The organism is Rudanella lutea DSM 19387, assembly GCF_000383955.1.
Taxonomy (GTDB): Bacteria; Bacteroidota; Bacteroidia; order Cytophagales; family Spirosomataceae; genus Rudanella; species Rudanella lutea.
In genome coordinates, this window is sequence record NZ_KB913013.1 from 2,984,945 (window position 1) to 3,001,736 (window position 16,792).

The following is a 16,792-nucleotide window of genomic DNA, read 5'->3' on the forward strand; positions in this document are numbered from 1 at the left end:
GATGTATTCCGTTCGTAAATGCCCTGCAAGGTTCGGCCGGGCGAGTTAAGCCACCCTTAAGCCCATATTAAAAGGAGATTAATGAAAAAGGCGCTCCCTGCTTTCTGAACGGCTTCCCGGCTCGGTCTTTAATCACTTCTTAAACTCACCTTAAGTACTTTTTAACTGGTGCCGGTCACCTTTGCTCCCGTTCCTGGTATCAGGAAGTGCTAACGCCATACAACCGTTTATGGAAACAAACCACTCTGGGTTCGACGAACACCGGGTCATTCACAGCCTCAAGCACTACCTACCCGCCCAAGCCCCGCTGAAAGACTTTGTTCACCACAATACACTGCACTCGTTTCAGGATCGGCCGTTTTTCGACGCCATCCGGTCGGCATCTCAGGTGTTCGGTTACAAGGTATCACTGGCCCTCAATGAGTACCGGGCGATGTACAGCAGTGGGCAGATCAGTCCCGTTGTTCTAAAAAAAGTAATCTTCGGACACAAAGGCGAAGCCCGGCTCGAAAACTGGCTCGAAAAGCTGCTCCAGAAACCCTACCCCACCACCGGTACCCCACGCATAGGCACCCTACGCAGCACCTGGAAAAAGCAGTACCACATTGACCTCGATTCGCTGGTACATCCGCTTCTGTTTCGGATTTTGTGCTCGTACCTCGATCAGGGCATTGCGATCTGGGGGTTTCCGGTCACCAACACGACGTTTCTGGACGCCCTGCGCGAGATGGAGCGCCATAGCTTGACCAGTTTTTTCCGGACGCGCCGAGCCCGTAACCTCCTGCTCAACGGCACGCCTTCCATAAGCGAGTTGCTCGATCTGCTCGTGGGCGACGAAACCCTGTACGAGACCTACCTCTTCGACGGGCAATTTGCGCATCAGGGCTGGTCGGGCATGGTATCGGCCATTGAGGATGGCCCCCAAACGCTACTCGACCGCCGGCAGCTCTCCCTGCATGACCTGATCACGTTTGAACTGCTACTCGAAATCGACGCACTTGACGCCCATTTCGGTACCCAATGGCAGCCTCTGAGCCAGACGTTGTCTCACAAACCCACCGACCTCTTTGCCAACACCCCCGTTACCGAGCGCGACGAGGTGCTGATGATGTGGCAGGAAGCGTTTGAATGGAGCTATTACGATCAGGTACTGGCCGGGATTCAGCAGAACAAACTCACCCGCAAACAAACGATAGGCAAAAGTTTTCAGGCCCTGTTTTGCATCGACGACCGCGAAGAGTCGATGCGCCGGTATCTGGAGCAGCTCGACCCCCGCTGCGAAACCTTCGGAACACCCGGTTTCTTCGGGGTTGAGTTTTTCTTCCAGCCCGAAACCGGCAAATTCTACGAGAAAGTTTGCCCGGCTCCGGTCACGCCCAAGTACCTTGTCAAAGAGCAGGGGCGCACGACGAAGAAGCAAAAAGACGTGCATTTCAACAAGCACGCACACTCGTTTTACAGCGGCTGGCTTATCTCGCAAACCCTCGGTTTCTGGTCGGCGCTGCGGCTCTTCCTGAATATTTTCCGACCTACCATGAGCCCATCGATGGCGTCGTCGTTTCGGCATATGGACGGAGCCGCCCGGCTGACAATTGAACATACCCATCAGCACGCCCCCGAAAACGACCTGCAGGTAGGGTTTACCGTCCCCGAAATGGCCGACCGGGTCGAGGGAGTCCTCAAAAGCATCGGGCTGGTCAAAAATTTTGCCTCGCTCGTGTACGTCGTTGGGCATGGTTCCAGTACCATCAACAACCCCCACTACGCGGCCTACGACTGTGGTGCCTGCTCAGGGCGGTCGGGCTCGGCCAATGCGCGGGTGCTGTGCTACATGGCCAACCACCCGCAGGTACGGGTGTTACTCCACGAACGCGGCATTGATATTCCGGACGATACGCAGTTTGTAGGTGCTCTGCACGATACCACCCGCGACGAAATTGCGTTTTTCGACGATCAGGCGCTGCAGGTTGGCAATCGGGAGTTCCATCAGCTCAACCGGCAAACGTTTGCCGAAGCCCTCGACCTGAACGCCAAGGAACGGTCGCGCCGGTTTGAGTCGATTGATTCGAGCCTTACCCCCGAGCAAATTCACGACAAGGTAAAAATCCGGTCGGTGTCGTTGTTTGAACCGCGCCCTGAGCTCAACCACGCTACCAACGCCCTATGCATTGTGGGTCGGAGGGCCATGACCAAGGGCCTTTTTCTGGACCGGCGGGCGCTCATGAACTCGTACAATTACGCCATTGACCCCGACGGCCATTACCTGCTCAATATTCTGAAAGCAGCCACGCCCGTTTGCGGAGGCATCAATCTGGAGTACTTTTTCTCCCGGATGGACAACCAGAAACTGGGGGCGGGTACCAAGCTGCCGCATAACGTGATGGGCCTGATTGGAGTGGCCAACGGTATCGACGGCGATCTACGGCCGGGATTACCCAGCCAGATGATTGAGGTCCACGACCCGCTGCGGCTGCTCATGATTGTGGAGCATTACCCGGATGTAGTACTCGCTACCATCCAGAAAATTCCGGCGGTGTACGAGTGGTACAGCAACAACTGGATCAACCTGGTGGCGGTACACCCCGAAACCCGCGCCCTGTACGTGTTCAAAGCAGGCGATTTTGTCGATTACCATCCCCTTACCGACCACCTCGACGCCGTTGCCGATGTGGAGCCATTGGTTGAATCGAATGGGGAAAATTTCCCGGTCTTTATCCTCTCATAACCTTCCGGAATGGCTTCGTTACTTCCCTTTTTTGTTTTCTTGCCCCTGGTAGGCTACCTGGTCAGCCTGCTGGTTCCGGCCCGGCGCGAAACACTTATCTCGCAGATTGCCGTATTCACCGTTGGCCTGCATCTGCTGGGGACCGTTCTATTTCTGGGTGTCTGGCTGCTGGCGGGCCACCCCACGCTCGACGTGAAAGAGATTGTGTTGCTCCGAACGAGCAGCTACGAGTTTTTTGTCGACTTCGACTTTGACGTGGTCACGGCTGTGTACCTATTTGTGGGCGCGTTTCTGACGTTTCTGATCACGCGCTACAGCCGGGCGTACATGCACCGCGAAGCAGGTTACAAGCGGTTTTTCAATACGATTCTGTTCTTCTATGTCGGGTACACGCTCACCATTTTGTCGGGCAACCTCGAAACCCTGTTTATCGGCTGGGAAATTCTGGGCATCTCGTCGTTTTTGCTGATTGCCTTTTACCGGGACCGGTATCTGCCGGTCAAGAACGCCGTAAAAGTGTTTTCGCTGTACCGTATTGGCGACGTAGGTCTGATTCTGGCCATGTGGATGAGTCACCACCTCTGGCATCAGAACACCACGTTTTTGCAACTGCGCAACTACGAGCTGGTGCATGAGCATCTGCAAAGCCACACCCTGATCGGGGTGTTTATCTCGGTCATGATTCTGCTGTCGGCGGCTGTCAAATCAGCGCAGCTTCCGTTTTCGTCGTGGTTACCCCGAGCTATGGAAGGCCCCACCCCATCGAGCGCTATTTTCTACGGATCGCTGTCGGTACACCTCGGTGTTTTTCTGTTGTTGCGCACCTATCCGTTCTGGGAGCAGCAAGTGTCGGTACGAGTGCTCATCGGGGCCGTGGGCTTATGTTCGGCTCTCGTGGCTACGGGTATTGCGCGGGTGCAATCGTCGGTAAAGAGTCAGATCGCCTACGCATCCATTGCACAGATTGGGCTTATGTTTATCGAGATTGCGGCCGGTTGGGGGCATCTGGCGTTGTTTCACTTTGCGGGCAACGCGTTTTTGCGGACGTACCAGTTGCTGGTGTCACCTTCGGTGGTGAGCTATCAGATTCGGGAGCAGTTTTATCATTTTTCACCGCATCCGCAGTCGATTGAGCGGTTTTACCCGAAAAAAATCGCCTACACGTTCTACATGCTTTGCCTCAAAGAATGGAACCTCGACTCGCTCATGTACCGGTTTCTGTGGAACCCGCTCAAAGCTATTGGCCGTCGGCTCGATTTTCTGACGCTCAACCGGGTGCTGTTCTTCTTTGTACCGATCTACGGGCTCGGATTGCTCCTGTTGGTCAACGAAGATGCCCTCTCACCCGATTTTGAGCACACCCTGCCTATGGTCTTTTCGCTCCTTGGCCTGTTGATGGTCCTGAAAGCCTTCACCGAGCGTAAAAAAGCCCGCATGAGCTGGGTTCTGATTCTGATGAATCACTTTTTTGTGGCATTGGCCATCTCGTTCAACGAGCATTTCCGGTTCGAGCAGACCCTGCTGTACCTGAGCGGGATTGTGGTAGCTGGCGTACTTGGGTTCATTGTACTTACCCGCCTGAAAACGCTCGAAACCAGTATTGATCTGGGTCGTTTTCATGGCCATGCCTACAAGCACCGGCTGCTGGCGTTCCTGTTTTTGCTGTGCTGTCTGGGGGTTTCGGGTTTTCCGATCACCCCGACGTTTGTGGGGGAAGACCTCATTTTCACCCACATCCACGAAAATCAGCTGGCGCTGGCCTTCTTTACCGCGCTCAGTTTCATTGTTGATGGTCTGGCGCTAATTCGCATTTACGCCCGCGTTTTTCTGGGCCCACACGTACGGTCGGTATTTGATATGGCCTACCGATCGTCGTAAAAACATCCGGCCTACTCGCCTTACCGGGTACCGGCTACTTTCCTCATTTTAACCAATTTGCCAGCCAGCCTGCCCTTGAGGTAGGCTGGCTTTTTTGCTTTTCACCCACAAAAAAGAAAGCGTCAGCCCTCTTCCTCCTAAAAACAAAACACCGGTTTTAATCTATATTTAAGGCGAATTACCTTCACTACTTCTTTTTTAGTTGCCTCAATTAATTCGTTCAATAGTAGTAAGTAGTCGGATTGAATCAGTTTGATAGGTACAAAAGGCTGATTTCGGACGGCAATGGGCGGGAGCATTCCCGACCGATTTGTCGTACACGCAACCCGTTTGGTACACGCAAAACTGTAGATTAGTTAATGACCCAGTAACCTTATTCCCCTTGTATGGCTCCTGATCTTCCTGTTCGTCACCCGACCGACCATATCCGTAAGGATCTGACGGCCTCGGTCTCGCTCTTTCTGGCCTCGCTCCCTCTTTGTCTGGGTATTGCGCTGGCTTCGGGCGGTCCCTCACTCTCTGGCCTCATTGCGGGCATCATCGGCGGCTTAGTAGTTGGCGCCCTTTCCGACTCCGAAGTGAGCGTAAGTGGCCCCGCAGCCGGTTTGGCCGTTATCGTAGCCGATGCCATCCGGTCGCTCGGCTCGTACGAAAGTTTTCTGGTCGCGCTGGTCCTGGCCGGTATTCTTCAGTTACTGCTCGGTTTTCTGAAAGCCGGGCGGCTCAGCAGCTTCTTTCCTAACTCGGTAGTTCGGGGGATGCTGGTGGGTATTGGCATTGTGATTGTGTTGAAGCAGATTCCGCACGCGCTGGGCCGCGACACCGATTTCGAAGGTGATTTTGAGTTTCAGCAACTGGCCGACCGCGAAAACACCCTCACCGAACTGGTGCGGGCCTTTGCCGACCCGGCTCCGGGCGCGGTCATCATCAGCGTGGTTTCACTCGCCATTTTGCTTGGCTGGAGCGCTATGACCAACCGGGGCAACCGCTTTTTCGACTGGCTACCGGCCGCGCTGGTAGTTGTGGTAGCAGGTGTGGGCTTGAATCAGCTCTTCCGGGTGTCGATGCCTGAGTGGTATCTGGGCGATTCGAGTGGCCACATGGTTCGGATTCCCGACCTGTCGGGCGCGAGTTTATCGTCCCTGATGAACTTCCCCAACCTGAGTGCCCTCGGCAGCGGACGCGTGTACGTAGTTGCCCTTACGTTAGCACTGGTAGCCAGCCTGGAGGCCCTGCTCAACCTCGAAGCGTCGGAGCGCCTTGACCCCCTCCGGCGGGTACCCTCGTCGAGCCGCGAACTGGTGGCACAGGGTATCGGCAACATCACGTCGGGCCTGGTCGGTGGCCTACCGGTAACATCGGTGGTCGTTCGGACCACAACCAACATCGTGAGCGGAGCCCAAACCCGGCTCTCGACACTGGTGAATGGGGGCCTGTTGCTCTTATCGCTATTTTTTGCCGGTTCTATCCTGAACCACATTCCGCTCGCGTGTTTGGCGGCCCTGCTCATTGTGGTGGGTGTTAACCTGATTAAACCCCGGGTGTTGGCAGCCATTTACGGCGAAGGTATGAGCCAGTTTATTCCGTTTCTGGTGACGGTGGTGGGCATCATTTTCACCGACCTTCTCATCGGTATTGCCATGGGCGCGGTGGTTGGTTTGCTGTTTGTACTGTACACAAACTCGCAGGCTTCGTTCCGGGTGATTCGGGAAGGCAACAACGTGCTCATCAAGTTTCAGCGCGATATGTACTTCCTGAGCAAGCCGCAACTGAAAGAAGCCCTGCAAGCGCTGCGTCCCGGCGATTCGGTGCTCATCGACGGGCGGTACGCTACGTTTGTGGATAGTGATGTGTACACCCTGCTGGTTGATTTTGCCGAGACGGCCAAAAATCAGGGAATCAAGTATGAAATGCGGCAGGTAACCCAACGGAAACGAAACGAACCCACGTATGCGCCCATTTGATCGCTTATTGCTCATGAATAAAGCCTGGGTTCAGGATCGCCTTGAACTCAACGACGGCTATTTCGATACCCTTTCGTCGGGACAGAAACCCGATTTTCTGTGGATTGGCTGCTCCGATAGTCGCGTAACGGCCGAGCAAATTACCGGTGCCGACCCCGGCGAAATGTTTGTGCACCGCAACATTGCCAACCTGGTGGTACCCGGCGACCTGAACACCCTGAGCGTGGTGCAGTACGCCGTGGAGGTACTGCAAGTGACCGATGTGATTGTGTGCGGCCATTACGAGTGCGGGGGCGTGAAAACAGCCATGGCAGGCACCAAACTGGGCCTGATCGACGGGTGGCTGGATAACATCGCCCGGGTAAAAACCATGTATCAGGCCGAACTCGACCAGATTGCCGATGACCACGAACGGTTTGACCGACTGGTGGAGCTAAACACGCAGGAACAGGTGCGAAACCTGGCCGCTACCGATAGCGTCAGGAAAATGTGGGCGAGCCACCAGATTCCAAACCTGCACGGCTGGGTGTTCAACCTCCGCACAGGGCTGATCAAAGATGTAATTAACCTGTCACCGCCGGGTGTGTAACCCGACCGGTGCCCCAACCACCCCGGTGGCCGTTGCCTAATCAGTAGTTGCCCGTCAGAATGTGTATTTTTGGCGGGCATTTTTACATCCAGACAATTGAATTTACCCCGTATAGTCGTCATCATCCCGGCCTTCAACGAAGAGAACTCCGTGGGCAATGTGATCCGTGAAATCCCGGCCGATTACGTGCAGGAGGTGATCGTGGTCAATAACAACTCCAACGACCAAACCGCCGTAGAGGCCCGCCGGGCCGGAGCTACCGTGCTCGACGAGCCTGTGCAGGGCTACGGCCGGGCCTGCCTGACGGGCATTGTTTATGCTCAGAATTTAGAACCAAAACCCGACGTGGTCGTTTTTCTGGATGCCGACTATTCCGATTATCCCGCTGAACTGCCGCAGGTGGTGGCTCCCATTCTGACGGAGGGCTTCGACATGGTGATTGGCTCGCGGGCCCTGGGCAACCGGCAACGGGGTTCGATGACTCCCCAACAGGTGTTTGGCAACTGGCTGGCAACCACCCTGCTCCGGTGGCTGTACAACGTTCGGTACACGGATCTGGGGCCGTTTCGGGCCATTCGGATGGACCGGCTGCTGGCCCTCGACATGCGCGACCAAACCTACGGATGGACGGTTGAGATGCAGTTGAAGGCCGCCAAACAAAAAATGCGGGTCACGGAAGTTCCGGTGAATTATCGCAAACGAATCGGGTTTTCGAAGATTTCGGGAACCGTAAAGGGAACGGTACTGGCTGGCTATAAAATTCTGACGACCATTTTCCGGTATCTGTAGCCGGTTTGTAGTTATGCTGTTGGCATCGATTCTACCACTGAACACGCATTGACAACCTATGGAAGTACTTGTTTTGATTTTGTACGGTCTGGCGCTGCTGCTGTTGTTTCTCTACAACCTGGGGCAGTTGAGCCTGATTCTGACGTACCTCCGTACAAAACAAAAACGGCAGGACAATATCCGCCCGGCCAACGCCATTCCGTGGGATCAGCTGCCGCCCGTGACGGTGCAGCTGCCGGTGTACAACGAGTTGTACGTAGCCGAACGGCTCATCGACTCGATGGTGAAGCTCCGGTACCCGGCCGACAAACTCGATATTCAGGTACTCGACGACTCGACCGACGAAACCGTCGAGATCATTGCCCGGCGGGTGGCCCTGTATCGGGAACAGGGTATTCCGATCCGGCACATTCGTCGGCCCGAGCGCAAGGGCTTCAAGGCTGGCGCACTCGCCTACGGCCTCACCCTCACCGACGCGCCGTTTGTGGCTATTTTCGACGCCGACTTTGTTCCTGACCCCGATTTTCTGCTCAAAACCCTGCCCAACTTCGCCGACCCTAAAGTGGGCATCGTACAAACCCGCTGGGAACACCTCAACGAAGACTTTTCGCTCATCACGCAGTTGCAGGCATTTGGGCTCAACGCTCATTTTACCATTGAGCAAAGCGGGCGGTACGCGGCCAATCTGTTTGCCAATTTCAACGGTACGGGGGGGGTATGGCGTCGGGCGGCCATCGACGATGCGGGCGGCTGGCACGCCGATACCCTCACCGAAGACCTCGACCTGAGCTACCGGGCGCAGTTGCGGGGCTGGAAATTCAGCTACCGCGAAGACGTGACCTCACCCGCTGAGTTGCCCGTGGCTATGGACGCCCTTAAATCGCAGCAGTACCGCTGGATGAAAGGAGCCGCCGAGGTGGCCCGCAAAATGTACGGCACCGTGTTGCGCACGCCGGGAATTCCGCTCAAAACCAAGCTCCATGCCGGTATGCACCTGTTCAGCAGTGCCACATTTATTCTGGTGCTGGTGCTGGGGGTGCTGAGTGTGCCGCTGCTTTACATCCGGGCGCGGCACCCTGAGTGGGAAGTGGTTTTTTACATCATCAATTTCTTCCAGCTCAACCTGTTTATCCTCATCTCGTTTTATGGAATTCCGTACGTTTTGTACTCCCAGAAACGAAAGGCGATGGTCGCGTTTTACTTCCCGATGTACTCGTCGCTCATGATGGGTCTGTCGTTGCACAACACCATTGCGGTGCTGGAGGGGTACCTGGGCAAGAAAACACCGTTTGTGCGGACGCCAAAGTTCAACGCCAACAAAACCGGCGATTTATGGCAAACCAACAAGTACATTGGCCGACAAATTACGTGGCTCACCGTAGCCGAGGGCTTGCTGGCGCTTTACTTTGTGGGCGGGCTGGTACTGGCCTTTTACGTGCAGGATTTCCGAATGTTTTTTCTGCACATCATGCTGATGGTCGGGTTTGCCATGGTTTGTTATTACTCACTGAACCATTCGTTTACAGTGCGCCGAACGGCCATCAGACCTTCGACCAGCCCCATGCCCCAGCCGACCCAGTCGGTACCGATCTGAGCGGTTGCTGTGCCCGGCCGCTCCGCCATCCGAAGCGGCACGTTTTACCATGACCGTAACCCCGATCCGCGTGGGCTGGCTTATTCTGTCGTCGGCCCTGTTTGTTTTAATAGCCTACACCCTTCAGCGAACCCAGTTTGCGGGCCTGCTCGGGCTGTATTTTCTGGCCGTTTGGGGGTACTCCCTACGGATCAAATCGCTACCGGCTACGGGCTCACACCCCGACCGGTTTCTGCTTCTTGCGGCCGTGCTGTTTCGGGTGATCCTGTTGTTGGCCCCGCCCAACCTCTCCGACGATTACGCCCGGTTTATCTGGGATGGTAGGTTGCTTGTTCATGGTTTCAACCCGTACCTGTACTTGCCCCGGTCGCTGGTCGGCTCCAACATAGCGGAAGCGGCCAACCTTACGCCCGACCTGTTCGCCCGGCTCAACTCACCCGATTATTTTACGGTGTACCCTCCGCTCAACCAGGCGTTTTTTGGGTTGGCGGCCTGGCTTGGGGGCGATAATCTGTCGGCTTCGGTTATCTGGCTACGGGTGCCTATCCTACTGGCCGAACTGGGTACTATTTTCCTCCTGCCCAAACTGTTACAGCGACTGGGCCAAAACCCCAATCTGGCCTGTTTGTATACCCTCAACCCGCTGGTGATTCTGGAACTGACGGGAAATATTCACTTTGAGGGAGTAGTGATTTTCTTTTGTATCGGGGCAGTTTGGGCGCTCAAAGAGATTGGGTCCAATTCAGTTAATGAAGCCACAGAGATGTCATCTCTCGATGTAGACTCTAATTTGGAAGCTCAAGCCCCAGAGATGACATCTCTTCAAACAAACTCTGGCACCGGGGCTCGATTCCCAGAGATGTCATCTCTCAATACAACCCCGGCTAATCAGCACCCGGAGACGCTCACCGGGCAGCCCCGATCGCTCTGGCGTTCGGCTCTCCTGCTCGCTCTGGCTGTTTCGACTAAACTGCTGCCTTTGCTGGGGTTGCCCTTGCTGATTCGGTATCTCGGCTGGAAGCGTGGGCTCCTCTACAGCACCTTTGTCGGGCTGATTACCGGGCTACTTTTCCTGCCATTTGCCAGCGTGGAACTGGTGCAGAATGTCGGGGCAAGCATCAACCTGTATTTTCAGAAATTCGAGTTCAACGCCAGTGTGTATTATCTGATTCGGGAGGTTGGGTACTGGCTGATGGGCTACAACGTGATCCAGAAAGTCGGGCATTGGCTACCTCTGGTTACACTTGGGGGTATTGGCTGGCTTGCGTTTGGGGCCCGGAACCTCACGTTTGGGATTCGGCTGTTGCTTTCGCTCACGTTGTATTTCGCCCTGGCTACCACCGTTCACCCTTGGTACTGTACCCTGCTGGTGGCCGTTGCGCCGTTTACGCCCTTCCGGTACCCACTCGTATGGTCGGCCTTGATTTGGGTATCGTATGCTACCTACCAAACCGAAGCCTACCGTGAAAACCTCTGGCTGACAGCCGCCGAGTACGTAACCGTGCTGGCCGTCGGGCTAGCGGAGTGGTGGCAATACACGCGGAAACTAGACGTCGAACCGAGGCAATAGGCAAGATTGTATTGGCTTAATACTATTTTTGGCTTATTGATAGATGCCTGGGTGCATTTAACCCGTGCCTCTATCTACAATCATCAAACAACATGGAACCAATCTTTGCCACCGAGCGCACCCGTACCCTTATCCCGCGCATCCGGGAGTTTGTGCTCAACGAACTCGTCCCGCTCGAAACCACCGATCACCTCACGGGTAATTTTTCCAAAGTCGCCCAGATTCTCGATCAAAAACGCGAGCTGGTGCGCAAAGCCGGGCTTTGGGGCCTGCAACATAGCGAGGCCGAAGGCGGCCTGGGACTGTCGCTCTGCGAGTTTGGGCAGGTGAGCGAGGTGCTGGCCTGGACGCCCTTTGGCCATTACACCTTCAATTGTCAGGCCCCCGACATTGGCAATATGGAACTGATGCACAAGTATGCCTCCGAAGACATCAAAAACCGGTTTCTGGAGCCGCTGAAAGAAGGCCACATCCGGTCGTGCTTTTCAATGACCGAGCCCGAGTTTGCCGGCTCAAACCCCACCCAACTGGGCACAACGGCCGTTCGGGATGGGAATGAGTACATCATCAACGGCCATAAATGGTTTACCTCCTCAGCCGATGGGGCCGCGTTTGCCGTGGTGATGGCCGTGACCAACCCCGATGCCGCCCCGCACAAACGCGCCAGCATGATTGTGGTGCCTACCGATACGCCGGGGTTTGAACTGGTGCGCAACATCTCGATCATGGGCGACCCTTCCGACCACTGGGGCAGCCACGCCGAGGTGCGCTACACGGACGCACGCGTACCCGCCGACAACCTGATTGGGGGTGAGGGCATGGGCTTCCTGCTAGCGCAGGAACGGCTGGGACCGGGCCGGATTCACCATTGTATGCGCTGGATTGGCATTGCCGAACGCTGCTTCGACCTGATGTGCCGCCGGGCGGCCACCCGCGAAATAGAGCCGGGCGTGATGCTGGGCGAGAAGCAGTTTATTCAGGGATTCATTGCCGAAAGCCGGGCCGAAATTGACGCTTCCCGACTGATGGTGCTCCGTACCGCCCGCAACATCGACGAGCAGGGAGCCGCAGCCGTTCGCAACGAGATTTCGACCATCAAATTTTTTGTGGCCAACATGATGCTTCGGGTAGTCGACCGGGCCATTCAGGTGCATGGCGCCCTGGGCGTGACCGACGATGTACTGCTGGGCTGGTACTACCGGCACGAGCGCGGGGCCCGTATTTACGACGGTGCCGACGAAGTCCACAAAACCGCCCTCGCCCGGAGTATTTTAAAGAATTACGGCCTGGATACGCGCAAGAAAGTTGCCGAACGGGTTTAGAAGAACTGTGATCGAGTGAGGTGTACAACGGGTTGGTAACCCGTTGGGCCGACAGGCCAGAATTTTAGGCTTAACAGCCCAACGGGTTACCAACCCGTTGTACACTCCTACCGCTACACAATTTTGAAATACACCCCCTTATGACTCCTCAAGACACCGCCAAACCGATTCGGCCGGGTGAAGAACTCGATCAGGCTGCCCTGCAAACCTATTTCGACGACAGGCAAACCGGCATTGGTCCGATTGCTGAAATCACTCAGTTTCCGGGTGGGTACTCTAACCTGACCTACCTGATTCGCACCCAAACGGGCGAGTACGTGTTGCGTCGGCCGCCATTTGGGGCTAAAGACATAAAGGGCGGGCACGATATGGGCCGGGAGTTTCGGGTATTGTCGCTGTTGCAGTCGGCGGGGTACGGGCGGGCGCCCAAGCCGGTCGTTTTTTGCGAAGACGAGGCCGTGATGGGTTGTCCCTTTTACGTGATGGAGCGGGTACCGGGCGTGATTCTGCGGGCGCAGACAGCCCCCAACATGAACCTCTCACCCGACACCATGCGCCACCTGTCTGAACGGCTGGTAGACGAACTGGCGGCCCTGCACGCGCTGGATATTGGGCAAACCAATCTGTCACAACTGGGCAAGCCCGAGGGCTATATCCGTCGGCAGGTAGAGGGCTGGCACAAACGCTATCTGGCTTCCCAAACCGACGATCTGCCCGCTATGACCGAGCTGGCCCGCTGGCTCGATCAGACCATGCCCACCGAGAACCCACCGACCCTGCTGCACAACGATTTCAAATACGACAACGTGGTGCTGTCCCCCGATTTGCAGGACATTCGGGTGGTGCTGGACTGGGAGATGTGTACCGTGGGCGACCCGCTCATGGATGTGGGTACCTCACTCTCGTACTGGGCCGAAGCCGACGATGACCCCTTCCGAAAATCGTTTAACCTGACGTGGCTCCCCGGCAACCTCACCCGGCAGGAATTTGCCGATCGCTACGCCGACCGCTCCGGCCGCGACCTCTCGAATATCCTGTACTACTACGTGTTTGGCCTGTTCAAAAACGCGGTGGTGATCCAGCAGATTTACGCCCGTTACAAAAAGGGCCTCACCTCCGACGAACGCTTTGCGGGCCTGCTCGCGGGGGTACAGGCTCTCTCGCGGCATGGCGTTGAGGCTGTGGAGAGAGGGAGGTTGTGAGTGACCGGGGCTTTCCGGCCCCGAAGAAGGATAGCCAAAAGTGTTCGTAAAATTGTAGGGTTTCAAACTAACAGGCCAATTTTTACCTTTAGCTTAGATGCTCTGAAAATTCGTCTGTTCACGAGTTATGCGCGATACAATAACCTACAGGAAGATGCTCAAAAATATAGTCTCTCTAATCCTTTTCCTGGGAGTAACTCAGCTATACGCCCAAAAGACAATCTACTTCAAAACCCTCAATGAGAAATCTATTGTAGTTAAGCTAAACAATGACCCAGGTGTATTTCCTTTTGATGAAATTCCTAATCCATTTGAAATTGGGTTACCCAAAAATTCAAAACTAGATTTTGTATTACCCAATGATTCTCTACAAGTAGTTTTAAAAGAAAAAATTACGATCAGTATTTACAGGCAAGAAAAAAGAGATACTATCAAATTACATTTTAATCCAGTTGACATCGTAACCTTTGACCCTGCCTTCAAGAACAAGCACGATGGAAAGGTAAACATCGACATTCCCGAGGTATATGAATTGATGAATGTCCTAATAGCTATTACCCCTACAGGAATAGCTGATAAAAATTTGATTTATACTTCTTCGGACTACTATAAAAGCGTGTTGTCCTATTTCACAAGCTACAAAACAGAAAAAGCTGTATTAGTTATAGATACTTTGTTGAAAAATGACAATTACTATAATTTAAAGATGGACAGCTACTCTTTCCTGTTCAATGACAATGATGAAATCGTACCACACCCTAACTACCATGTTATTAATTGGAGCAATATCAATTCTATAAGTCCAACCTTATTGAAAGAAATGAATGAATTTGCTAGAAAATCTAATTTTAGAACGTTTTATACCAACAATAGAGAGGTTTATAAAGAGCAAATAAGATTCTACAAAAAGGATGTAGACTTTGGCCGGATGGTTTCCTGGTTATCGTTGAACTTCCCAACCACAAAATACAACTACTACAATGTGCTGTTTTCACCACTGGTATATGGGAATCAATCCACACAACATTTTGAGGATAATGGATTTAAAGAGGCTCAACTACACGTAAACTTTCCTTACTATAACCAGGAACAGGCAAAAACAATGAGAAAATCGTATAAACTGTTTCGTGGAAATATTTTATTTACGGAGTTAAATCATAACTTCATCAACCCGGAAGCCGAAAAATATGCCACTAAAATCAAATCGATATTGACAGACTTATCAAAATGGGAAGAAACCGGTAAAGCAGCGCAACTAGGGTACCCATCTCCGATGGCATGTTTTGACGAATACATGAACTGGGGCCTGGTTTCGCTGTATTTGAGTGACTATTCAGACCCCAAAGACCTCCCTGTAATTATTGAAAACCTGAATAGTTACATGACAAATTATAGAGGCTTTACAAAGTTTACTGCCTTCAATGAATACCTATTGAGCTTGTACAAGAGCAAAAAAAGTAAAACGACCGTTGCGGACTTATATCCACAAATCATTAACTGGTTTGAGAAAAACAATAACTAAACGCACTGTACGTAACAAGGTATTTCCAGATGCAGGGCTTACTGACCACTCTGCTTACACTATAGTACAAAAGCTTTAGAGCGGGGACTTTTGTAGTCTATCTGTATACAACAACCGTGATACTTATGTATATTGGATGCGATTGGTTTGCCTCGCAATCAATGTTTACGAGCACATAACCAATTATTTATGCCCAAAATGCAACAGTAGGCATCCCTCGTACCGTATGTGCACATGGAGGGAGATGGAGGGGACGGCATCCACACAAACAGTAGCGATTCATCTTGGTGTAATATCTTCAACGGTAACGCGTTCAGAATACCAAATGACTGAGCATAAGCTAAGTAGGCTTATGCAATTTTTATACCCAGTAACACCACCGTACACAATCATGAAAAGTGCTCTTGTTCTTGCCTCTATTGTGGGCTTGCTTATTGTCAGCTACGCTTGTACCGAGCAAAGTGCATCTGTTGATGTCGATCCGTATGCTGCCATAAAAGCCAGGTTCGGTACCCGAATAGACCCTACCAACTTACTCAATTACGCCAATCAGTCGGTTCCCTCATACATCACTAAAGATAACGGCCGGGCCAACCCCATAACCAACGCGAAGGCAACCTTGGGGAGAGTGCTGTTTTACGATAAAAGTTTGAGCATCGATAACACCATTGCCTGTGGTAGTTGCCACAAGCAACAATTTGCGTTCAGTGATACCGCTTTGGCAAGCAGCGGTGTACAGGGTGGCCTCACAAGCCGGCACTCTATGCGGCTAATTAACACCCGCTTTGCAGATGAGGTCAAATTTTTCTGGGACGAACGAGCCGCAACACTGGAAGCCCAAACTACCAAACCTATTCAGGATCATGCTGAAATGGGATTCAGTGGACAAAACGGCCGTCCTGACCTTAACAGCCTGATCAACAAGCTAAACGGTATAGATTATTACAAAGAGTTGTTTCAGTTTGCCTACGGAAGCCCAACCATAACCGAACAACGATTGCAGGAAAGCCTGTCGAGTTTTATTCGAAGCATTCAATCATTTGATAGTAAGTACGACATCGGGCGGGCTACCGCTCCTAACGATGGTGCCCCCTTCCAGAATTTCACCACGCAGGAAAATTCAGGTAAACAGCTGTTTTTGCAAGCTCCTCAGTTCGACGCTACCGGTAGCCGGATCGGGGGCGGATTTGGTTGTCAGGGGTGTCATCGGGCGCCCGAGTTCGATATTGACCCGAACAGCCGAAACAATGGAGTAACCCGGGCACTGAACAATGTCGCCGGTCCGGACTTTTTCATTACCCGATCGCCAACATTACGCGATGTCGTCAATGCAACAGGAGGCTCCAATGGGCCATTTATGCATTCAGGGGTCTTCGCAACGTTGCCGATTGCTATTGGTCATTACAACATTGTTAACGCAGTAGCTGGCAACAACAACTTAGACCCTCGACTGCGGCCCGGAGGCAATGGGCAACGCCTGAACATGACACCAGCCGAACAGAGCGCCCTTGTAGCGTTTCTTCGAACACTCTCAGGAAGAAATGTTTACACAGACGAGAGATGGTCTAATCCATTTTGACGATGATTCAATTAAGCGAAGTGGCCTACCCATAAACTTCGAACTTGACGACGCATGC

11 protein-coding genes are annotated in these 16,792 nt (G+C 53.3%); all 11 read left to right on the plus strand.

Features of this window, described 5'->3' with window-relative positions; translation table 11 throughout:
• The first annotated feature begins 229 nt into the window (after window positions 1-229).
• The 11 genes from RUDLU_RS0112315 (at window position 230) to RUDLU_RS0112365 (ending at window position 16,734) form a co-directional block, all read left to right on the plus strand.
• Entirely contained in the window at window positions 230-2,725 is a 2,496-nt protein-coding gene (locus RUDLU_RS0112315) for a YbcC family protein (RefSeq protein ID WP_019988695.1), read from the plus strand.
• Between the two features lie 9 nt (window positions 2,726-2,734).
• A complete protein-coding gene (locus RUDLU_RS0112320) occupies window positions 2,735-4,603 on the plus strand; it encodes a proton-conducting transporter transmembrane domain-containing protein (RefSeq protein WP_019988696.1) in 1,869 nt (622 codons plus the stop codon).
• A 386-nt stretch (window positions 4,604-4,989) separates the two neighbouring features.
• The gene (locus RUDLU_RS0112325) at window positions 4,990-6,567 is read left to right on the plus strand and encodes a SulP family inorganic anion transporter (protein WP_019988697.1); all 1,578 of its coding nucleotides are present in this window, start codon (window positions 4,990-4,992) and stop codon (window positions 6,565-6,567) included.
• On the plus strand, window positions 6,554-7,156 hold the full coding sequence (locus RUDLU_RS0112330; RefSeq protein ID WP_019988698.1) for a carbonic anhydrase: 603 nt from the start codon (window positions 6,554-6,556) through the stop codon (window positions 7,154-7,156). The genes RUDLU_RS0112325 and RUDLU_RS0112330 overlap by 14 nt, the downstream gene beginning before the upstream one ends.
• Window positions 7,157-7,252: 96 nt before the next feature.
• The gene (locus RUDLU_RS0112335) at window positions 7,253-7,945 is read left to right on the plus strand and encodes a glycosyltransferase family 2 protein (RefSeq protein WP_019988699.1); all 693 of its coding nucleotides are present in this window, start codon (window positions 7,253-7,255) and stop codon (window positions 7,943-7,945) included.
• Window positions 7,946-8,003: 58 nt separating this feature from the next.
• The gene (locus tag RUDLU_RS0112340) at window positions 8,004-9,539 is read left to right on the plus strand and encodes a cellulose synthase family protein (protein WP_019988700.1); all 1,536 of its coding nucleotides are present in this window, start codon (window positions 8,004-8,006) and stop codon (window positions 9,537-9,539) included.
• 49 nt (window positions 9,540-9,588) lie between these two features.
• The gene (locus RUDLU_RS0112345) at window positions 9,589-11,109 is read left to right on the plus strand and encodes an MptA/MptB family glycosyltransferase (RefSeq protein WP_019988701.1); all 1,521 of its coding nucleotides are present in this window, start codon (window positions 9,589-9,591) and stop codon (window positions 11,107-11,109) included.
• A gap of 92 nt (window positions 11,110-11,201) precedes the next feature.
• Window positions 11,202-12,431: an acyl-CoA dehydrogenase family protein gene (locus RUDLU_RS0112350; RefSeq protein ID WP_019988702.1), complete on the plus strand. Its 1,230-nt coding sequence runs from the start codon at window positions 11,202-11,204 to the stop codon at window positions 12,429-12,431.
• A gap of 140 nt (window positions 12,432-12,571) precedes the next feature.
• Window positions 12,572-13,633, plus strand: coding sequence for a phosphotransferase family protein (locus RUDLU_RS0112355; protein WP_019988703.1), 1,062 nt, complete (start codon window positions 12,572-12,574; stop codon window positions 13,631-13,633).
• A gap of 154 nt (window positions 13,634-13,787) precedes the next feature.
• Window positions 13,788-15,155 carry a DUF4932 domain-containing protein gene (locus tag RUDLU_RS27395; protein ID WP_019988704.1) on the plus strand — a complete coding sequence of 456 codons (1,368 nt, stop codon included), beginning with the start codon at window positions 13,788-13,790 and terminating at the stop codon, window positions 15,153-15,155.
• Window positions 15,156-15,507: 352 nt separating this feature from the next.
• Window positions 15,508-16,734, plus strand: coding sequence for a cytochrome-c peroxidase (locus RUDLU_RS0112365; protein WP_211220207.1), 1,227 nt, complete (start codon window positions 15,508-15,510; stop codon window positions 16,732-16,734).
• The last annotated feature ends 58 nt before the right edge of the window (window positions 16,735-16,792 follow it).

What these genes read in the sequence shown, in the direction of transcription:
- RUDLU_RS0112345 (WP_019988701.1), top strand. Translation starts at nt 9,589, where the DNA reads ATGACCGTAACCCCGATCCGCGTGGGCTGGCTTATTCTGTCGTCGGCC.
- RUDLU_RS0112365 (WP_211220207.1), top strand. Translation starts at nt 15,508, where the DNA reads ATGCAATTTTTATACCCAGTAACACCACCGTACACAATCATGAAAAGT.
- RUDLU_RS0112320 (WP_019988696.1), top strand. Translation starts at nt 2,735, where the DNA reads ATGGCTTCGTTACTTCCCTTTTTTGTTTTCTTGCCCCTGGTAGGCTAC.
- RUDLU_RS0112350 (WP_019988702.1), top strand. Translation starts at nt 11,202, where the DNA reads ATGGAACCAATCTTTGCCACCGAGCGCACCCGTACCCTTATCCCGCGC.
- RUDLU_RS0112355 (WP_019988703.1), top strand. Translation starts at nt 12,572, where the DNA reads ATGACTCCTCAAGACACCGCCAAACCGATTCGGCCGGGTGAAGAACTC.
- RUDLU_RS0112340 (WP_019988700.1), top strand. Translation starts at nt 8,004, where the DNA reads ATGGAAGTACTTGTTTTGATTTTGTACGGTCTGGCGCTGCTGCTGTTG.
- RUDLU_RS27395 (WP_019988704.1), top strand. Translation starts at nt 13,788, where the DNA reads ATGCTCAAAAATATAGTCTCTCTAATCCTTTTCCTGGGAGTAACTCAG.
- RUDLU_RS0112330 (WP_019988698.1), top strand. Translation starts at nt 6,554, where the DNA reads ATGCGCCCATTTGATCGCTTATTGCTCATGAATAAAGCCTGGGTTCAG.
- RUDLU_RS0112325 (WP_019988697.1), top strand. Translation starts at nt 4,990, where the DNA reads ATGGCTCCTGATCTTCCTGTTCGTCACCCGACCGACCATATCCGTAAG.
- RUDLU_RS0112315 (WP_019988695.1), top strand. Translation starts at nt 230, where the DNA reads ATGGAAACAAACCACTCTGGGTTCGACGAACACCGGGTCATTCACAGC.